Origin of the sequence: Candidatus Photodesmus blepharonis (assembly GCF_000731795.2) — a bacterium.
GTDB classification, from domain to species: Bacteria; Pseudomonadota; Gammaproteobacteria; order Enterobacterales; family Vibrionaceae; genus Vibrio; species Vibrio blepharonis.
In genome coordinates this window covers 15,999-32,197 of sequence record NZ_JGVK01000011.1, presented here as the reverse complement: position 1 = coordinate 32,197, position 16,199 = coordinate 15,999, and the positions used below count along the sequence as shown (strand labels likewise).

At 35.0% G+C, this 16,199-nt stretch carries 17 protein-coding genes and 1 pseudogene; 8 read left to right on the top strand and 10 right to left on the bottom strand.

What is annotated here, in order from left to right; genetic code table 11:
- Positions 1–44: 44 nt before the first annotated feature.
- The 5 genes from ubiA to hemC all read right to left on the bottom strand — a co-directional run bounded on the left by ubiA (position 45) and on the right by hemC (position 4,892).
- Entirely contained in the window at positions 45–905 is an 861-nt protein-coding gene (gene ubiA / locus CF67_RS02230; RefSeq protein WP_034413825.1) for a 4-hydroxybenzoate octaprenyltransferase, read from the bottom strand.
- 176 nt (positions 906–1,081) lie between these two features.
- Positions 1,082–2,161, bottom strand: coding sequence for a heme biosynthesis HemY N-terminal domain-containing protein (locus CF67_RS02225; protein WP_052538046.1), 1,080 nt, complete (start codon positions 2,159–2,161; stop codon positions 1,082–1,084).
- Complete coding sequence (locus tag CF67_RS02220) at positions 2,161–3,165, bottom strand: uroporphyrinogen-III C-methyltransferase (protein WP_172642390.1); 1,005 nt, start codon at positions 3,163–3,165, stop codon at positions 2,161–2,163. Before CF67_RS02220 ends, CF67_RS02225 begins: the two co-directional genes overlap by 1 nt.
- 55 nt (positions 3,166–3,220) lie before the next feature.
- Complete coding sequence (locus tag CF67_RS02215) at positions 3,221–3,952, bottom strand: uroporphyrinogen-III synthase (RefSeq protein WP_034413822.1); 732 nt, start codon at positions 3,950–3,952, stop codon at positions 3,221–3,223.
- On the bottom strand, positions 3,924–4,892 hold the full coding sequence (gene hemC, locus CF67_RS02210) for a hydroxymethylbilane synthase (RefSeq protein ID WP_052538043.1): 969 nt from the start codon (positions 4,890–4,892) through the stop codon (positions 3,924–3,926). Before hemC ends, CF67_RS02215 begins: the two co-directional genes overlap by 29 nt.
- A gap of 212 nt (positions 4,893–5,104) precedes the next feature.
- On the opposite strand from hemC, the pseudogene CF67_RS02205 reads away from it, so the two are divergent.
- Positions 5,105–6,424 (top strand): annotated as a pseudogene (locus CF67_RS02205) (class I adenylate cyclase); the annotation flags it as partial.
- A 552-nt stretch (positions 6,425–6,976) separates the two neighbouring features.
- Here CF67_RS02205 and cyaY read toward each other — a convergent pair.
- The gene (gene cyaY / locus CF67_RS02200; protein ID WP_034413820.1) at positions 6,977–7,291 is read right to left on the bottom strand and encodes an iron donor protein CyaY; all 315 of its coding nucleotides are present in this window, start codon (positions 7,289–7,291) and stop codon (positions 6,977–6,979) included.
- A gap of 75 nt (positions 7,292–7,366) precedes the next feature.
- Between cyaY and lptM the strand changes: the two genes are divergently transcribed.
- From lptM to nudE, 7 genes are all read left to right on the top strand, one after another.
- Complete coding sequence (gene lptM / locus CF67_RS05190) at positions 7,367–7,504, top strand: LPS translocon maturation chaperone LptM (protein WP_420887588.1); 138 nt, start codon at positions 7,367–7,369, stop codon at positions 7,502–7,504.
- Between the two features lie 27 nt (positions 7,505–7,531).
- Entirely contained in the window at positions 7,532–8,362 is an 831-nt protein-coding gene (gene dapF, locus CF67_RS02195; RefSeq protein WP_034413817.1) for a diaminopimelate epimerase, read from the top strand.
- Positions 8,363–8,602: 240 nt separating this feature from the next.
- Positions 8,603–9,535 carry a tyrosine recombinase XerC gene (gene xerC, locus CF67_RS02190; protein WP_034413814.1) on the top strand — a complete coding sequence of 311 codons (933 nt, stop codon included), beginning with the start codon at positions 8,603–8,605 and terminating at the stop codon, positions 9,533–9,535.
- Positions 9,536–10,246 carry a 5-amino-6-(5-phospho-D-ribitylamino)uracil phosphatase YigB gene (gene yigB, locus CF67_RS02185; protein WP_034413811.1) on the top strand — a complete coding sequence of 237 codons (711 nt, stop codon included), beginning with the start codon at positions 9,536–9,538 and terminating at the stop codon, positions 10,244–10,246. It abuts the gene before it with no gap.
- A gap of 91 nt (positions 10,247–10,337) precedes the next feature.
- Complete coding sequence (gene lpcA / locus CF67_RS02180) at positions 10,338–10,913, top strand: D-sedoheptulose 7-phosphate isomerase (RefSeq protein WP_034413809.1); 576 nt, start codon at positions 10,338–10,340, stop codon at positions 10,911–10,913.
- 375 nt (positions 10,914–11,288) lie between these two features.
- On the top strand, positions 11,289–11,876 hold the full coding sequence (gene nfuA, locus CF67_RS02175) for a Fe-S biogenesis protein NfuA (RefSeq protein WP_034413807.1): 588 nt from the start codon (positions 11,289–11,291) through the stop codon (positions 11,874–11,876).
- Between the two features lie 134 nt (positions 11,877–12,010).
- On the top strand, positions 12,011–12,568 hold the full coding sequence (gene nudE / locus CF67_RS02170; protein ID WP_034413806.1) for an ADP compounds hydrolase NudE: 558 nt from the start codon (positions 12,011–12,013) through the stop codon (positions 12,566–12,568).
- Between the two features lie 147 nt (positions 12,569–12,715).
- Here nudE and CF67_RS02165 read toward each other — a convergent pair whose 3' ends face one another.
- Genes CF67_RS02165 through gspK form a run of 4 tightly spaced genes read right to left on the bottom strand, consistent with a single transcriptional unit; the run spans position 12,716 to position 16,191 of the window.
- Positions 12,716–13,483: a type II secretion system protein N gene (locus CF67_RS02165; RefSeq protein WP_052538040.1), complete on the bottom strand. Its 768-nt coding sequence runs from the start codon at positions 13,481–13,483 to the stop codon at positions 12,716–12,718.
- Between the two features lie 2 nt (positions 13,484–13,485).
- On the bottom strand, positions 13,486–13,977 hold the full coding sequence (locus tag CF67_RS02160) for a type II secretion system protein M (protein ID WP_034413805.1): 492 nt from the start codon (positions 13,975–13,977) through the stop codon (positions 13,486–13,488).
- On the bottom strand, positions 13,977–15,194 hold the full coding sequence (gene gspL / locus CF67_RS02155) for a type II secretion system protein GspL (protein ID WP_034413803.1): 1,218 nt from the start codon (positions 15,192–15,194) through the stop codon (positions 13,977–13,979). The genes CF67_RS02160 and gspL overlap by 1 nt, the downstream gene beginning before the upstream one ends.
- A complete protein-coding gene (gspK, locus tag CF67_RS02150; protein ID WP_278184768.1) occupies positions 15,160–16,191 on the bottom strand; it encodes a type II secretion system minor pseudopilin GspK in 1,032 nt (343 codons plus the stop codon). Before gspK ends, gspL begins: the two co-directional genes overlap by 35 nt.
- Positions 16,192–16,199 lie beyond the last annotated feature (8 nt).

Below are 16,199 nucleotides of genomic sequence, written 5' to 3'. Positions count from 1 at the left end.
AAATATTCAATTCAGAAGTAATCAATTGATAACAAAACAAAGGCTTAATTATGAAACGCAATCAGTAATGCCATCATGATGCTGATGCCTACATAATTATTGTTTAAGAAAGCTTTAAAACAATTTTCCCGTTTACGATCTTTGATCAGTCGTTGTTGAAATATAAATAAAACACCTATAATAAAAAGAATCCAATAAAAATAACTGACAAATTCATAAAAAATACCCAACATAATCAACATGATCATAATGATTAATTGCAATCCTCCAACAATCATTCTATCAAAATGAGCAAATAGTATGGCAGTAGATTTAACCCCAACCTTAAGATCATCATCCCTATCTACCATTGCATATTGGGTATCATAAGCAACAGTCCAAAAAAAATTAATAGTAAATATATACCAAACCATCATCGAAAGCTCATTTGTTTCAGCAGCCCAGGCCATCGGAATAGACCAGCTAAAAGTTAACCCCAAAAAAAGCTGCGATAAGTGAGTAAAACGCTTCATAAATGGGTAAACACAAACTAATATAATCCCAATAAAAGACAATTTAACAGTCAATGCATTCATAGTGTTAACTATGAGAAAAAAAGAAAAAATACTTAACAGAAAAAAAAGAAAAATAGCTTCTACAGTAGAAACTAAACCAGAAGGTATAGGACGATCCCGGGTTCTTTTAACATAACCATCAATCTTACGATCTGCAAGATCATTGATCACACAACCAGCCGAACGCATCAAAATGGCGCCTACTATAAAGATCACCAAAATACTTAGCTTAGGTTTACCCTCAGAAGCTATAATTAAGGACCACAATGTAGGCCAAATTAAAAGCATTAAACCTATTGGACGATCCATACGCATAATTCGCCAATAGGCACACAGTTTGTCTAAAATCACGTAATTAAAAGCTCCACATAAAACAAAAAACAAATTTAAAACATTATGTAACTCTTACTAAATCAACTGACGAGAAAAGGAATAAAACCTAAATTCTGTATATCGCAACACAGAAAATTTTCATTGTGAATAAAAATTCTACACTGCAGAAAACCGCTGAAAAATATAGTTCATGCTCAATGAATGGATAGGACCCATTTTTCTAAATGTCGTCGAGCTTCATTCCAATTCTTGTCTCGTATATAAAACCGTGCAATAGCACCATGCACAGCGGAATTGTTCCCATCTCTTTTTAAACAGTGCTTTAAAAACAGTATTGCAGGTCGACTATCCGTTAAACTCATCTCTGGAAGTAATTCATAATAAACAGATGAATAAGGATATTTCTCAATAGCTTTTTTCACTACAACATAAGCTTCAGAATCAGCTTTACAAATGATTAGTTGTTTGGCGAAACAATACATTAAATGAGAATCAGATTTACTTTTTTGAGGCAATTGATTCCAATAGTCAATTAAACCCTGCTTACCTTTTTCCTGAGCAATGTCAGATAATAAACCACACTGTGCTCTTTGTATAAGCTTATGTTTCTCTTCTAAATTAATCAGCCTAACTTTAATTAAAGCAGGCAACAAATCAAGCAAAGGCCTCCATAAATTAAGCTGAAGATAAACCAATTTGAGTAAATTTAATAAAATACAATTATTCGGATACTCTTTTTTTAAATTTATTAAGATATCAAAAGCAAGACTAAATTCTGATTCATCAATTTTTTGCTTTGCCTTAGTGAGCTCTACTGCAAGCTGAGAGTTCTTCTGCTGAGAAGCGAAGTCAAGATATTGATCGCGTTTTCTCTTATTTCCCATTTCTTGTGCAGCTTTAGCGGCAACTAAATAACATAATAACGGAGTATCGTGATGATCCGAAAAACGAAGAACGTTTTTCTCCGCTGCTTTCCAATCCCCTTCAAATAACTTGATAACACCTTCATTCGTACAATGATACGATTTTTCTAGCTTGGAAATGTTTGATAAGTTCCAAATACTTAAACTTATACGCAATACTTTTTTAATTAAAGACAGACAAACAAATACAGTACATAAGCAACCAATTACTAATGAAACTAAGGTTGTTACACTCATCTCAAGTATTGAATTTCCAGCAGAAATTAATACATAACCCTGCTGCTCGGAATATTGCGTACCTAAAAATAATCCAATACCAAGCAAAATGAATATCAAAAATAATTTAAACATTACTGATTGTCCTTTACACTTATAGGAGTATAAAAACGATCAGCGACTACATCAGATATTATATTTGAAGTTTGAAGTTTTTCTGGATACTCAAAAAGAAGACTTTGTTCAGTTAATTCATCCAAAAGTTTATTGAATTCCATAACAGCACTATCCTGCTGCTCAAAAGAAATTAACGACCACTTTGCAACAACGTTTAAAGATGTAATGTAAATCTCATTCTGCTGTGCGTAAACCGAATTAATAGCCGTTTCAATTTTTGATTTGATATTTTCTTTTACATAAATGTGTGTCTGACGAGATAAAAGCGGAATAGAATCGCCACTATAAGTCTTAAAGGTAAAGAAAATCTTTAAGAAATCTTTTAGTGACGTTTTCAAATGACTCTGCCAGCCCTTAGTATCTTGCAGTGCCGTTTCTTTGCTTTCAAGTGCGTCACTTAACAGCGTGTAATTAATGAGAGGAAGATTATCAACTTTTTTTTGCAGATTAATAAGACTAAGAACTAGACTGTGGCGATCAATCGGAGAAACTTGTTTAAGTTTCAGAATATCATCTGATATGGCTTCTCGTAAAAAAACTAAACCTAAATCATCCAAGGCAGCGATACGCTGGTCAGCACTTTCCATCAGTCTTATCGCACTAATAACATCATGTTCGAAAAAGAGTTTTTTTTCTGTTAACCTAACAAGATAATGAACTTCAGCTAACAACCAATCTTTTGGACGAAGAATTTTAACATCATCAAGAAGAAGCCGGACATTCTCAATGTTCTTTCTTTGTTGAGAAAAAACGGTTTCTACTCTATTGGTAATCTCTGTTGTTTTATGTAAAACACTTCTCTCTATTAACCCCATGTTCTCTTGAATTAAATCTAATTGGGCACTAAGTTCCGAAATTTGTGCCTCGTATTGTGCGCTTTTTCTATATATTTGAAAAATAAAAGCACCGGTCGTTAATATTAAAAATGTAACAATAGTGACTAATACAACCTTATACTTCACTGAACTCATCATCCCACATTTCTAACTTTTGTTTATCGTTAAAATATACTCTATCTTATTTATACATCTGAATAGCTTCTATTATTTTCAAATTCGATGCACTACTACTGTTTATAACGCGAGTAAATCCCATTTTCTCCGCCTCAACAACAATACGCACACTTGGTACAAACAAAACAAGATCTTGCAACCAAATTCTATATGACTTCATTTGAGACAACAAAAATTGAAGCTGACCAATACTTGTCACAACTAAAGTATCAACATTATTATTTTTCCAGTGCAAAATTTGAGTGTGAGAATTAAATGGTATAAGAGCTCGTCGATATGTTTGCTGATACCTTACTATCGCTTGGCGTCTGAACAGCGTGTCAAAAATGAGTTCTCTTCCACTATTACCACGTAGTATCAAAATTCTTTTTTTTTCTACATTACGCAATTTAGGCATAGCTAAAAGATTTTCACTACCACTTTGGCTCGGATGGTACACCTTCTTCTGAGTTACTCTGCTTAAAATTTTTGCAGTTTTTTCACCAATAGCAAAATAGACAGCAGACTTGGGCCAAACAAAAGAGGAATTAATAAGAGCTTCCTGAACACAAATTACGGCATGCTGGCTAATTGCGATGATTATATCGAACTCATACAATTCTGATCCAAAATCCGATAAACTCGGCTCCGATTGTATAGAAATCAACGGATGATGGATAGAAGCAATATTATGCTGCGTTAACAGTTGACACAATTTCCATCCCTGTTTACCTGGACGAGTAACCAACACCATCATAACTTTTATCCCTAGAGTAAAATTTAGATAAAATCTCACGGGCGCCATCATTCAATAATTTATTAGCTAACTCAACTCCTAGCGTCTCCAGATCTTTACGAAAACCTTTAATCTCCCCTCGCACAATCAAAGAACCATCAGGTTTGCCTACTAAAGCACGCAACCAAATAGTATCGCCATCTAATAGTGCATAACTACCAATTGGCACTCGACAGCATCCTTGTAAAACAAAATTAATAATCCTCTCACATAAAATCTGATCAACGGTATCCTGGTGGTTTAATGGAGCAAGAAGTTGAGATAATTTCTTATCATCAAGACGACATTCAATCCCAATAGCACCTTGCCCTGCCGCAGGTAAAGATTTTTCTGGTTCTATAAAACTACGAATACGATCTTGACGTTTTAGACGCTTTAAACCAGCTGAAGCAAGAACAATAGCATCATATTTACAAGCATCAAGTTTATCTAAACGAGTATCTATATTACCCCGGAGTTCTTTGATCACAATATCAGGACGATATTCCTTAATTTGACACTGTCTGCGTAGACTACATGTACCAATAACCGCGCCTCGTGGTAGATCATCAATGCAAGCGTAGATATTAGAAATAAACGCATCGCGAGGATCTTCGCGCTCACAAACTGCAACCAAACCTAAACCATCAGGTAAAGTGACCGGTACATCTTTCATTGAGTGAACAGCTAAATCTGCTCGATTTTCCAATATAGCCAGTTCTAACTCTTTTATGAATAGCCCTTTACCACCAATATTAGCTAAAGGAGTATCCAAAATGACATCACCTTTAGTCACGATAGTCACTAAATCAATTTCCAATCCAGGATATTTTGCTTTTAGTGCGTTTTTAACATAATGAGCTTGCCATAATGCTAGCGGACTTTTACGTGTAGCAATTCGGATAGGCATTGCTTGTATCATTAAGGTCTCTTTAAATTATTTAGAAAATAGCTGCTATGAATATTAACTGAAACACCTAAACGAATCTGCTAAAACAAATCAATATAAATAAAACAGCGCAGGTGAAATAAACCCCTTTACCATTCTATGAAAGCAACATAGTATCTGCTATACAACGATTGGAATGCAATATCATAAAAATACCTATTTATAATACAATCAAGGAATTAGCTTTGCAAGCCTATATGAAGACTTTAGTTCGGAGATTAGACGATCTAAATCAACAACGCATTGAACGTGCACTTTTACTTATGAATTTACAAAGCCGAAACGTGTTCCATCTCGTCCCTGCGTTACTCCATTTTAATCACCCTGCCATTCCTGGCTATTATAGTCCCGATGTACCATGCGGTGTATATGGATTAGAGCTTAATAAAATTCAGCAACAATTTATAAGAGATGTCCAGTTAAGAACTGATCAGAAATTTGAGAGTACTGAAGCGGAAGAGATATTAGGTCTATACGCTATGGGTAGCACTTCATCTATTGCTCAAAATACATCCAGCGATCTAGATATTTGGGTAAGTGTATCTCCTAAAATGAGTAATGAACAACGTAACAATTTAACAAACAAGTGTCTATTAATTACTGATTGGGCAAAAAAACAAGAAGTTGAAGTAAATTTCTTTTTGATGGACGAAGAATACTTCAGAAACGACCACTCGAAAGAAATGGCTGTCAGTAACAGTAGATCCTCTCAACATTTATTGTTGCTTGACGAATTTTATCGTTCAGCTGTACGCTTAGCAGGAAAAAGGTTGCTGTGGCAAATTGTACCTCCAAATATGGACGCATATTACGATGAATACGTAGAGAATTTATATGACCTAGGTTATATAAGAAGCAGTGAATGGCTTGATTTTGGTAAACTTACCTATATCCCTGCAGAAGAGTATTTCTCTTCAAATCTTTGGCAACTCTATAAGAGTATCGATGCACCATATAAATCGGTATTAAAGGCTACTTTGCTAGAAGCATATTCATGGGAACATCCACACACTCGACTTTTAAGCATAGATGTCAAACGTCATTTTTTTGCAAAATCACAAGATCTACATGAAATGGATCCATATTACTTAATGCTTCAAAAGATCACTAACTACCTTAAGTGTATTGGAGATGACTCTCGCCTGCATTTAATTCGCCGTTGTTTCTATCTGAAAACTCATGAAAAGCTTTCTTATAAACCAAAAATTGGTTCTGATACCTGGCGCCGTAAAGTGCTAGTTGATATTATCTCTGAATGGAATTGGAATGAAACAACGGTTAGGAAATTAGATAATCACCAAAATTGGCAAGCTGAACAAGCAAGAACGATACAGAACGCATTACTTGATGCGTTGATGCTGAGCTATCACTATTTAATTCAATGCAAAAGTATTGGATCAACTATTAACCCCCGAGATGTAAGTATGCTAGCACATAAACTTTACACTGCATTTGAACTACTACCTGATGAAGTTAAAGCACTAAACTCGCAAAGTTTACCAAACCCACTATGAACTCTCATTCAACTTATTGTATTGATCCGTACTCACTAGGTTAACCCAAATTACAAAACAAATTCACAGTTTATTTTTTCGCACACCACGGACAGACATATCAACCAAATGAGAAATTCTATTCATTTCTATGAGTGTATTTAGATTAATTAAACTAATCACAGATCAATTACCTTTCATTTTATTAGTGTAGGATTATTTAAAGAGGAAAACATTCCAAATTCCTGAAATAATTAATCCCCTTACCATCTATAAACTCAATACAATTTTTCTTTGCAGACACCCAAAAATTTTCAAGATTTATGTTTTGAACAGGTTCAACCAAACTGGAATTAATCACCGATCTAAAAATGATAGATCAGTGCTCATTTCAAATAATTAACTTTAATTTTCCGCAATGCTGCAAAATCACATCCATAAAAAAACAAGAAAAATCTGCATTACCCTATGGTTAGCAATAATAACAACTTAGTAGTTACTTACTAGAAAACCATCATAAATCATGAAGGATTCATGATTGCATCCTCGTTCACAACCTACGGCTCAAGTCCAGTTGATTTTTTTTCCAATATATTTTTCACATTCTTTTTTAACCATATCGAGCAATTCGATGCTCGTTTTCGAGCAACTCCATTTATTTCCAATTAGCTTGAAATGGAATCCACCGGATTTCGAAGCCAACCACAATTCATGCATTAGTTCTTGACGATTAATAATGATTTTACTAGAATCACCAAATTCTAAGATCATAACATTCCCAGACGTTTCGAAATCTATATCAGCATCTGAATGAATCATGGTTTCTTCAATGATTCTCATCTGTGCATCTGCCAATTGATGGAATTCGCTGTTATTCATAGTTTCCGTCCTAATTTTTCCTAAACGCAGTGCGATTATAGAAGAATTCGATCGATAAATCACAATATACAATTAATGAAAAAAATACTCTCGCTGCTATCTATACTCTCAATTTTAACTATTGAGGGCTGCGGGCAGACTGGTCCTCTTTACACGCCCAAAGATACACTACAGACTACAGAAAATCCAAAATTGTACAATCTGCAGCCTTAGAGCGTATACTGCCGGAGTAATTAGCTTATGTACTTTCATTTTTCTAAAATGCATGGTCTGGGTAATAACTTTATGGTTGTTGATTGTATTACTCAAAAAATCTTCTTCCAACCTGATTTTATCAGACGTTTGGCAAATCGAAATACAGGAGTTGGATTTGACCAGTTATTAATAGTCGAAGCTCCATACGATCCTGAAATTGATTTTCACTATCGTATATTCAACGCTAACGGAACTGAAGTAGAACAATGCGGTAATGGAGCACGTTGTTTTGCACGTTTCGTACGCATGAAAGGATTAACAAATAAACATAATATTAGTGTTAGCACGAAAAAAAGAAAAATATTTCTGAACATTGAACATGATGGTCAAGTAACAGTAAATATGGGTATACCTAATTTTGAACCAAGCCAAATTCCATTTAATGCAACACAAACAGAAAAGATTTATGCTCTACATATAGACAAGCATACCTTACTCTGTGGTGTAGTTAGTGTTGGAAATCCACATGTAGTAACAGTCGTCGATGACGTCAATATTGTTGATGTCGAAACGCTTGGATCTCTATTGGAGTCACATGAACGTTTTCCTGAAAATGTTAATGCTGGCTTTATGCAAGTGGTTAACCGAAGGGAAGTTCATTTACGTGTTTATGAACGTAGCACAGGTGAAACACAAGCCTGCGGCAGCAACGCTTGCGGTACTGTTGCAGTAGGTATCATTCAAGGATTGCTAGACTCATCAGTTACAGTACATTTACCAGGTGGCGATCTACGTATTCAATGGCAAGGTCCCAACCAACCATTATATATGACTGGCCCTGCCATCCATATCTTTGATGGTAAACTTTCTTGCTAGAAATTTAAAAAAACAGTTTCACTGCTTATCATTAACAAATAGCACGTTTTTGTGAAATTATAGAATCCATTCAGAGAATAATAAAATTTCAAAAAATTAATTAATACAGGTTAGAATAAAAGAAAAATCTTTAAATAGAGCGATATATCTTCGATAGGTTAATAGGATCGTCAATAAAATTTAGTTGAAACGCATCTAGATTCTGAAATATTGGTTCATACGTTTTTTCGTGGGAAATATATGAAAAATGAAAAAGTTACCAAAATTACGTTTAGTGACTTCCAACAATCCTTAGATTGCTTTTATAGATATCTACAACAGGAAAAAGGACTGAGCTTACATACACAGAAAAATTATAAACACCAACTCAAAATTGTTACTTCTCATTTAATTCAGATGGGTGTTAAAAAATGGAAACAAGTTGATTCTAGAAAAGTTCGTCAATTAGTTAGCAAAGGAATGAGACAAGGCATGAAAGCCAGCTGTCTGGCTACACGATTGTCCTCCTTGCGTAGTTTTTTAGATTTTTTAATTCTGCGTGGTGAGCTAAGCATCAATCCAGCAAAAGAAGTTTCAGCCCCTCGTAGAGAACGTCCTTTACCAAAAAATCTTGACATCAACGAAATTTTTCAATTACTTGAAATAAACGATAATAATCCACTTTCTATTCGTGATCGTGCTATGATGGAATTAATGTATGGGTCAGGTCTCCGTTTAGCAGAAATGGTTAATATTAACACACACGATATCAGTGCTTGCATGGGTGAAATTCGAGTGCTTGGAAAAGGTAATAAAGAACGTAAAGTACCATTTACCGGATTAGCGAAAACGTGGGTAAAAAAATGGATTAAAGTACGCGTTCAATTCGCTAAACACAATGAAAATGCACTATTTACGTCTAAGTTAGGTGTACGAATTTCTCATCGCAATGTGCAAAAACGTTTAACAGAATGGGGAAAAAAACAATCGGTACCTAGTCGTATTAGTCCACATAAGCTACGTCACTCCTTCGCCACGCATATGCTTGAGTCTAGCAGTAACTTGCGTGCAGTACAAGAGCTTCTCGGGCACGAAAATATTTCTACAACACAGATTTATACTCACTTAGATTTCCAGCATCTATCTAAAGTATACGATCAAGCTCATCCAAGGGCAAAAAAAAGGAAAGAATAAATGCATTTTTATCGCCGCTTATTTGACGTCAAAGCAATGACTTTCGATTTAGATGATACACTTTATGACAATCGCCCAGTTATGCATCGTTTAGAACAAGAAATGGTGAGTTGGCTCTATCAGAATCATCCTATTTCGGCCAGTCGTCCCATCGAATGGTGGCAAGAAATCAAACATAAGTTAGCTGATCAAGAACCTTTATTAGAACATGATGTAACCCTCTGGCTATTTCGCCAAATAGAACGAGGACTACAGCAGTTAGGCTATGAAATGAAAAAAGCAACTAAAGTAGCAGAATCAGCAATAGAAAAAGTATCGCAGTTACGAAACCAATTTGAGGTTCCTAGAGAGACGCACCGTGTAATGACTTTACTAGCGAAAAAAATACCGTTGGTAGCAATCACAAATGGCAATGTTGATGTTGAGAAAATAGGCTTGGCTCCATATTTTCAATTAGTACTGAAAGCAGGTCCTGATGGTTTAGCTAAGCCTTACGCTGATATGTTTGATAAAGCTAGAAAATTCTTACGACTAGACGCTAAGCAAATCTTACACATAGGTGACCACTTAATTACCGATATTGTAGGAGCTAAGCAAAATGGATTTCAGGCATGTTGGTACAATGATAAAGATCGGAGCGTAAAACAAGCTAAATTATTACCAGACATAGAAATCAGTGAACTGAAGTCATTATTACTATTAAACCTTTAGTAAGCAATTAGATCTTATTTCTATAAACAGATTGTAGCAACTTCAATCAATCCAAATATACGAACGATATTCATTTAATAGAAGATTGTCTATGTATTACGATTTAATCAAAAGCGAATTAACTGAAGCCAATAACGTATTAAATAATTTTTTAAGCGATGAACGCAATATTATTAAAATTGAAATAGCAGCCAAATTAATTGCTGATTCATTTAAGTTAGGTGGTAAGGTGCTATCTTGTGGAAATGGAGGTTCACATTGCGATGCTATGCATTTCGCAGAAGAATTAACAGGACGTTACCGTGAAAGTCGCCCAGGCTATCCTGGTATTGCTATTTCAGATCCGAGTTACTTATCTTGCGTAAGTAATGATTTTGGTTATGATTCTGTTTTTTCTCGCTACACAGAAGCAGTAGGAACCAGTGGTGATGTGCTATTTAGTTTATCTACGTCAGGTAACTCTCGCAATATTCTAAAGGCAATTGAAACAGCAAAAAAAAAAGGAATGAGCACCGTTGCGTTAACAGGAAACAATGGAGGCAAGATTGCAGATTTAGCTGATGTTGAAATTCGTGTCAATCATATCGGTTATGCTGATCGCATTCAAGAAATGCATATAAAAATTATCCATATCCTTATCCAATTAATCGAAAGAGAAATGGCCTAAAAATCTTTATAATTATTGCTATAAAGTTAACTTCTATTGGTCAACTAACACTTCAGATGAAATATTAGGTGTAACGGCATGACTAATAGTACTTAATCATAGTGCATCTCTTTACTGTTTTTTCCCTAGTTAGCAAAGTATCCAATATTCGAAAATACATCAGATTTAGATAATTCTACGACTTATAGTATAGAAGGGTCTTAATGATACTCTCGAATTAATTGTAAGGTAATCAATAGGATAGTACCAGCTTTAGTCGATGACACGACGATTAAACCACAATATCGTACAATGTTTAACAAAAAAACTAGATCTTAAATTTATGAAGAGTGATAATGAAGAGAACCAGCCCATAGATTTACTTGTATATTCACCATGTCGAATTCAATTCTTATTACGAAAAAAGCTCAAGCGCACTTCTCTTTTTTACTTGAGAAGCAACCTAAACATACGAACATCCGTGTATTTGTCAGTAATCCAGGTACGCAAAACGCTGAGTGCGGCGTTTCATACTGCTCGCAAGAATCCATCAAATCGACAGATACTGAATTTAAATTTGACGGTTTTTCAGCTTACATTGATAAATTAAGTTTACCTTTTCTTAAAGAAGCTAAAATTGATTTAATCACTGAAAAAATGGGTACCCAACTTACACTAAAAGCACCTAACGCTAAAATGCGTACAATTGCTAGTGATGCTTCCCTCTTAGAACGTGTAGAGTATATAATACAAACTCGAATAAATCCTCGACTTGCAGAGCATAATGGTTATTTGAATTTACTTGAAATCACTAACGATGGCGTTGCTATGGTTATATTCGGTGGAGGTTGTAATGGTTGTTCAATGGTTGACATGACACTAAGGGAAGGTATTGAAAAAGAGCTATTACAACAATTTGAAGGTGAATTAACTAAGGTTTGTGACGCAACTGAGCATAGTCGAAATACATATTCTTATTACTAATAACATAACAAGGTCAAGGATGAGCATTTTCTTACTAGATACCTTAAAATACAAAATAAAGCTAAATTGAACAATTTCAAGTTCATATCCTATGTCAAATCTATCCTTTTCTTATGTTTCTCGGAGAAAATATCATGGTCAAACGTATCCTGCCTAAAATTTTAGCCAAACAAACAGTTGCTCAATCAAGTTTTTTTTCTATAGAATCGCTTAACTTACTCTTTAGCAATGGAGAAAAACGTACTTATGAACGTATCAAACCAAGTAATCGCAATGCGGTAATGACCGTACCCATAACAGAACAAGGTGATTTGCTTCTTGTAAGAGAGTATGCAGCTGGTACGGAACGCTACGAATTAGGTTTTCCTAAAGGTCTAATAGACTTCGGAGAATCTCCTCAAGAAGCAGCAATGCGCGAATTAAAAGAAGAAATTGGGTTCGGTGCTAATACGCTTATCCCACTAAAAGAAGTAATATTAGCACCCTCCTACTTTTCGAGTCGCATGACTTTATTTATAGCGAAAAACTTGTATACAGAAAAATTAAAGGGAGATGAACCTGAACCACTGGAAATTGTACGCTGGCCACAGACTCAAACTGAAGAACTGCTTGCCCACCTTGACTTCTGTGAAGCGCGAAGCATAACGGCATTAATGCTTTCTTTTAGATATTTTGAGAAAAATGACAACTAATAAATTAAAGTGTTCTTGCCTTCTATCTATTTGTTGCCAAAAAATAATCTACTCCGTTGACAGCTGAAATTACTAAACTGATATCATAAAATAATCCTTGTAAAAGAATTTATATTGAACAAGATCGATTTGAAGGTTTCACAGCGACTAATTTAAAATATTCCGTTGATAGCTAAAGTTATAACGCCCTTCGCTATCCAGTTTTGTCATCCACTTCAGCGTACTCTTGAATCCTGAAGGAAAACCCTGCTTTGGCCTAAACCAAACATCAACTACGTAACGATCATCTATTTCTAGCTTTCCTCCGAATTCGCTGCTCATTTGGTTGCTTTTTTGTTCACCAAAAATAGAAATCACATTATTTTTACAATCTAATTTTGCCATTATCTTCCCTAAATTGAAATCTCCTAAAAGAGAACTTATCTTAGCTGTGTTCCACAGCAGCACACTTTTACCTTTTTGGCAATATGGCGCATCGTAAACAAGCTGATGAATCGCGAATTTAAGTTCTCCTTCTGCCTTAAAAGAAACAGGAACCTTGTATTTATCAATCACGTACTCAGCGGGCATGGACACCTCTAAATCTTCAATATAAGGGCCTAAAAAAAGTCCGTAACCAACATATCCTTCGCCATTAATACCAATTCTGGAATTGTAACCGAAGCGAACCATAAACTCTACCTTAGCTAATAAGAGCTTACTTACACTAAAGTCCCACTCAACCCATCCAAATTGTTTATCTAACCATAAAAACTTTTCAGCACGTCCCTTCCACAATTTTCCTTCCACTCCAGTTACCTTAAACGGAAAAGTATCCGGAATAAACCCTATAGCAATATGCGCAGGAATATGAGCAACTAAACTAGAGAGCATTACAAAGAAAAACAATACTAAAAAAACAGTGATACTCTTCACAATTATCCCTGACTAAATTGTAAATGTTTGACTTCAATAACACCAGATCGATTGGAACGCTCAATATCAAGAAGCTCAACTCGTACTCCATACTCCTGTTTCAAACAATTGAGCCAACTAACAAACTCACCAAACACAATTGGTTTAGTCCACACCTGTATCATTCCACCATGTGGCTTGATACGAATCAATTCCACTTTATGACCACAAGCTGAAAAAGAAATCACTTCGCTAAGAGATTGAGTTGGATTGATGGAACCACTCTCAATTCTTAATTTATTAATTTCATTAGCTTTTTTGGTTACCCAAGTTAGTAGCTCTTTTTCGAAACTAAAACGCGACTCAGCTGCATGTACTCGTTTATTTAACAGATTACACGTTCCAAAATAAACAATAAAAATTGCAAATAATGCAGAAAAAATCGTCATTATACATTGCTCACATCGATTTAGATCAAGCCACCATTCTTTTAAAGACGAAAGCAAATTATTCACTACACATACTCTCGTAAGATAAAAATACTGTCAACCCACTCACCAGAACGCTCCAATTGACCCTGCTCAACATCAAATTCTTCAGAAAGCTTTAATTTGATATCCTCGAAACTTTGAAAATTTTGGCTTTTCAATCGAATGCGAACTTCTGAACGGCTAGCATCGTATTTAATACTCTGCAATTGCGTGAAACTAGACGTTTTAAGCAAATCTGTCAACTTAAGCATCCATACCAAAACACCAGTTCTGGATATACCTTCGGAAAGATGTTTTATTTCTCTCTCCATTTCTCTCTTTAAATAATTTGTAGTAGGAATTTTATTTTTTCCCGGTAAAGAAATCCGGAAAATACGCTCACTCTCAGCTCGATAAGCATCTGACTTAACATTAAATTCTTTTATTTTGAACATATTATAAAACAACAGTAGTGCAGCGAAAAGCATACCTAGTAGCAATACCTTACGCCATGCTTTATAATGGTGAATAAATGGCTGATGAAACCTAAATAAACCTGTCAACAAGTTACATTTTTCTGTTAGTGCACCTTGACTCAGCAAATTAATAATTGAACACTCTTCTTCACTTAATCGCCAATTTTGACCTTCATTCAAATCCAATTTAGGCAACACACTGTAGCTTTTAAGAGGAATATATTCATCACCTTTCTTAACCCAGTTTGAGTTAACCAATAACGAAAAGTGATCCACACACAGGCTAAGACCTAAATACTTGCCCTTTTTAATTATCCATTGCTTACCAATTTGAGCCGCTGTAAGACCTTCTGCACTTGGCAATGCTAATACATCAGGCAGCACTTTTTTAACTTCAATATCGATTTTTTTGAACTCAGCAAGCAAATCGCTCAACCACTGCTTATCAATAGCACAAACAAATACTTCATTAGCTACTTTAGCAATCACAGAAAAATGCAACTCTTCCACATCTTGAGCGATGTCATCTTCCATCAAATACGCCGGAATAGAACCTAATTGGCCCGATGCACCAATCGGTACTGTAAAATGAGATAAAATTACATCTTTTGCCGAAATAAGTAAGTTTACGTATCTTTGTTGCGAATAAGCTTTCAGCTCTATAAAATTTTCCCAACTATTTAATTTACCACTAGTAATTAATCTGTTTTGTCTGGAAGACCATATCGACCATAAAATAGAAGCATTCTTATCACTCCCCAGTTGAACGGTTAAGAACTCGCTCACTGATTCCTCCAAAGCGACGACGTACTACCGTCACAGTGTCTCTATTATGACTAAACAATAAACTTCGAATTCTTATTCGAGATTTTTCTACTAATACTTCAGCGTCTAATTCAAAATAAGCGCTATCAACACCTAAATATTTTTTTGCCTGTTCGCGAACTGACTCATCAATGGAAAGAACTTTGATTTCTGACATAAACTTGTTAACGGAAGACCAACCATTAATTGGTCTATTCTCAATGAGATCTATTGCATCAAACTCAGTAAGCTGTGAAATAAATATAGCACTGAGCAACTTAGCCTGTTCTGTTGTAATAGTGTTTATATTGAGACGAAAATCACTGCTAGGTAAAGCACAAACGAAGAAAAATATTTTTTCCATTATTTCTCCAGAAACCTGATATACCGAACGTAGTTCACTAGCGTCGACTATAAAATTATTTGGTGTTACATACGCTGGAAATAGAGCTTTATATTGACTGTCTTCCACTCCAGTTGGACTGTTCACTCTACTATCTTTATCCAAAAATTCCCAAACAGAATCAGCAATCACTTCAGCTTGATAGCTATCAACATCAAGCTCTTTAAGCAAAGTTTGAAATATTATAACCAAATATGGTTTATCGACGATATTTCCTTTATGTCTATCAATAGATAAAGCGTTGAGGTTGAAACAAGCTTGCTTATCTAGCATACGACCTTTTATTTTTCCATAATCTAGAAAATAAACTGATTCTGAATATGCCCACGGTTGCGACAAATTTACAGTTTTGCTATCCCGATAACTTTTTTTTATTATGGCTTTAGCTAAGCTCTCCGCGCCGATGCTATACCAATAAGATTTCTGATAATGCGCTCTATTCATCATACGATCAAATTCTATGAATAGGTACCCAGATGTAGTAGCAACAATCGAAACCATAACAGCAAGTAACATCAAAACAATCATTAATGCAACACCTTGTTGCTTGGTCTTAACTTTCAATACAGGTAACACTCTTTTTA

Excerpts from the sequence above, each read along its gene's own strand:
- nudE (WP_034413806.1), top strand. The coding sequence starts at position 12,011 with ATGGTCAAACGTATCCTGCCTAAAATTTTAGCCAAACAAACAGTTGCT.
- dapF (WP_034413817.1), top strand. The coding sequence starts at position 7,532 with ATGTACTTTCATTTTTCTAAAATGCATGGTCTGGGTAATAACTTTATG.
- cyaY (WP_034413820.1), bottom strand. The coding sequence starts at position 7,291 with ATGAATAACAGCGAATTCCATCAATTGGCAGATGCACAGATGAGAATC.
- CF67_RS02225 (WP_052538046.1), bottom strand. The coding sequence starts at position 2,161 with ATGTTTAAATTATTTTTGATATTCATTTTGCTTGGTATTGGATTATTT.
- lpcA (WP_034413809.1), top strand. The coding sequence starts at position 10,338 with ATGTATTACGATTTAATCAAAAGCGAATTAACTGAAGCCAATAACGTA.
- lptM (WP_420887588.1), top strand. The coding sequence starts at position 7,367 with ATGAAAAAAATACTCTCGCTGCTATCTATACTCTCAATTTTAACTATT.
- yigB (WP_034413811.1), top strand. The coding sequence starts at position 9,536 with ATGCATTTTTATCGCCGCTTATTTGACGTCAAAGCAATGACTTTCGAT.
- nfuA (WP_034413807.1), top strand. The coding sequence starts at position 11,289 with ATGTCGAATTCAATTCTTATTACGAAAAAAGCTCAAGCGCACTTCTCT.
- hemC (WP_052538043.1), bottom strand. The coding sequence starts at position 4,892 with ATGATACAAGCAATGCCTATCCGAATTGCTACACGTAAAAGTCCGCTA.
- xerC (WP_034413814.1), top strand. The coding sequence starts at position 8,603 with ATGAAAAATGAAAAAGTTACCAAAATTACGTTTAGTGACTTCCAACAA.
- CF67_RS02215 (WP_034413822.1), bottom strand. The coding sequence starts at position 3,952 with ATGATGGTGTTGGTTACTCGTCCAGGTAAACAGGGATGGAAATTGTGT.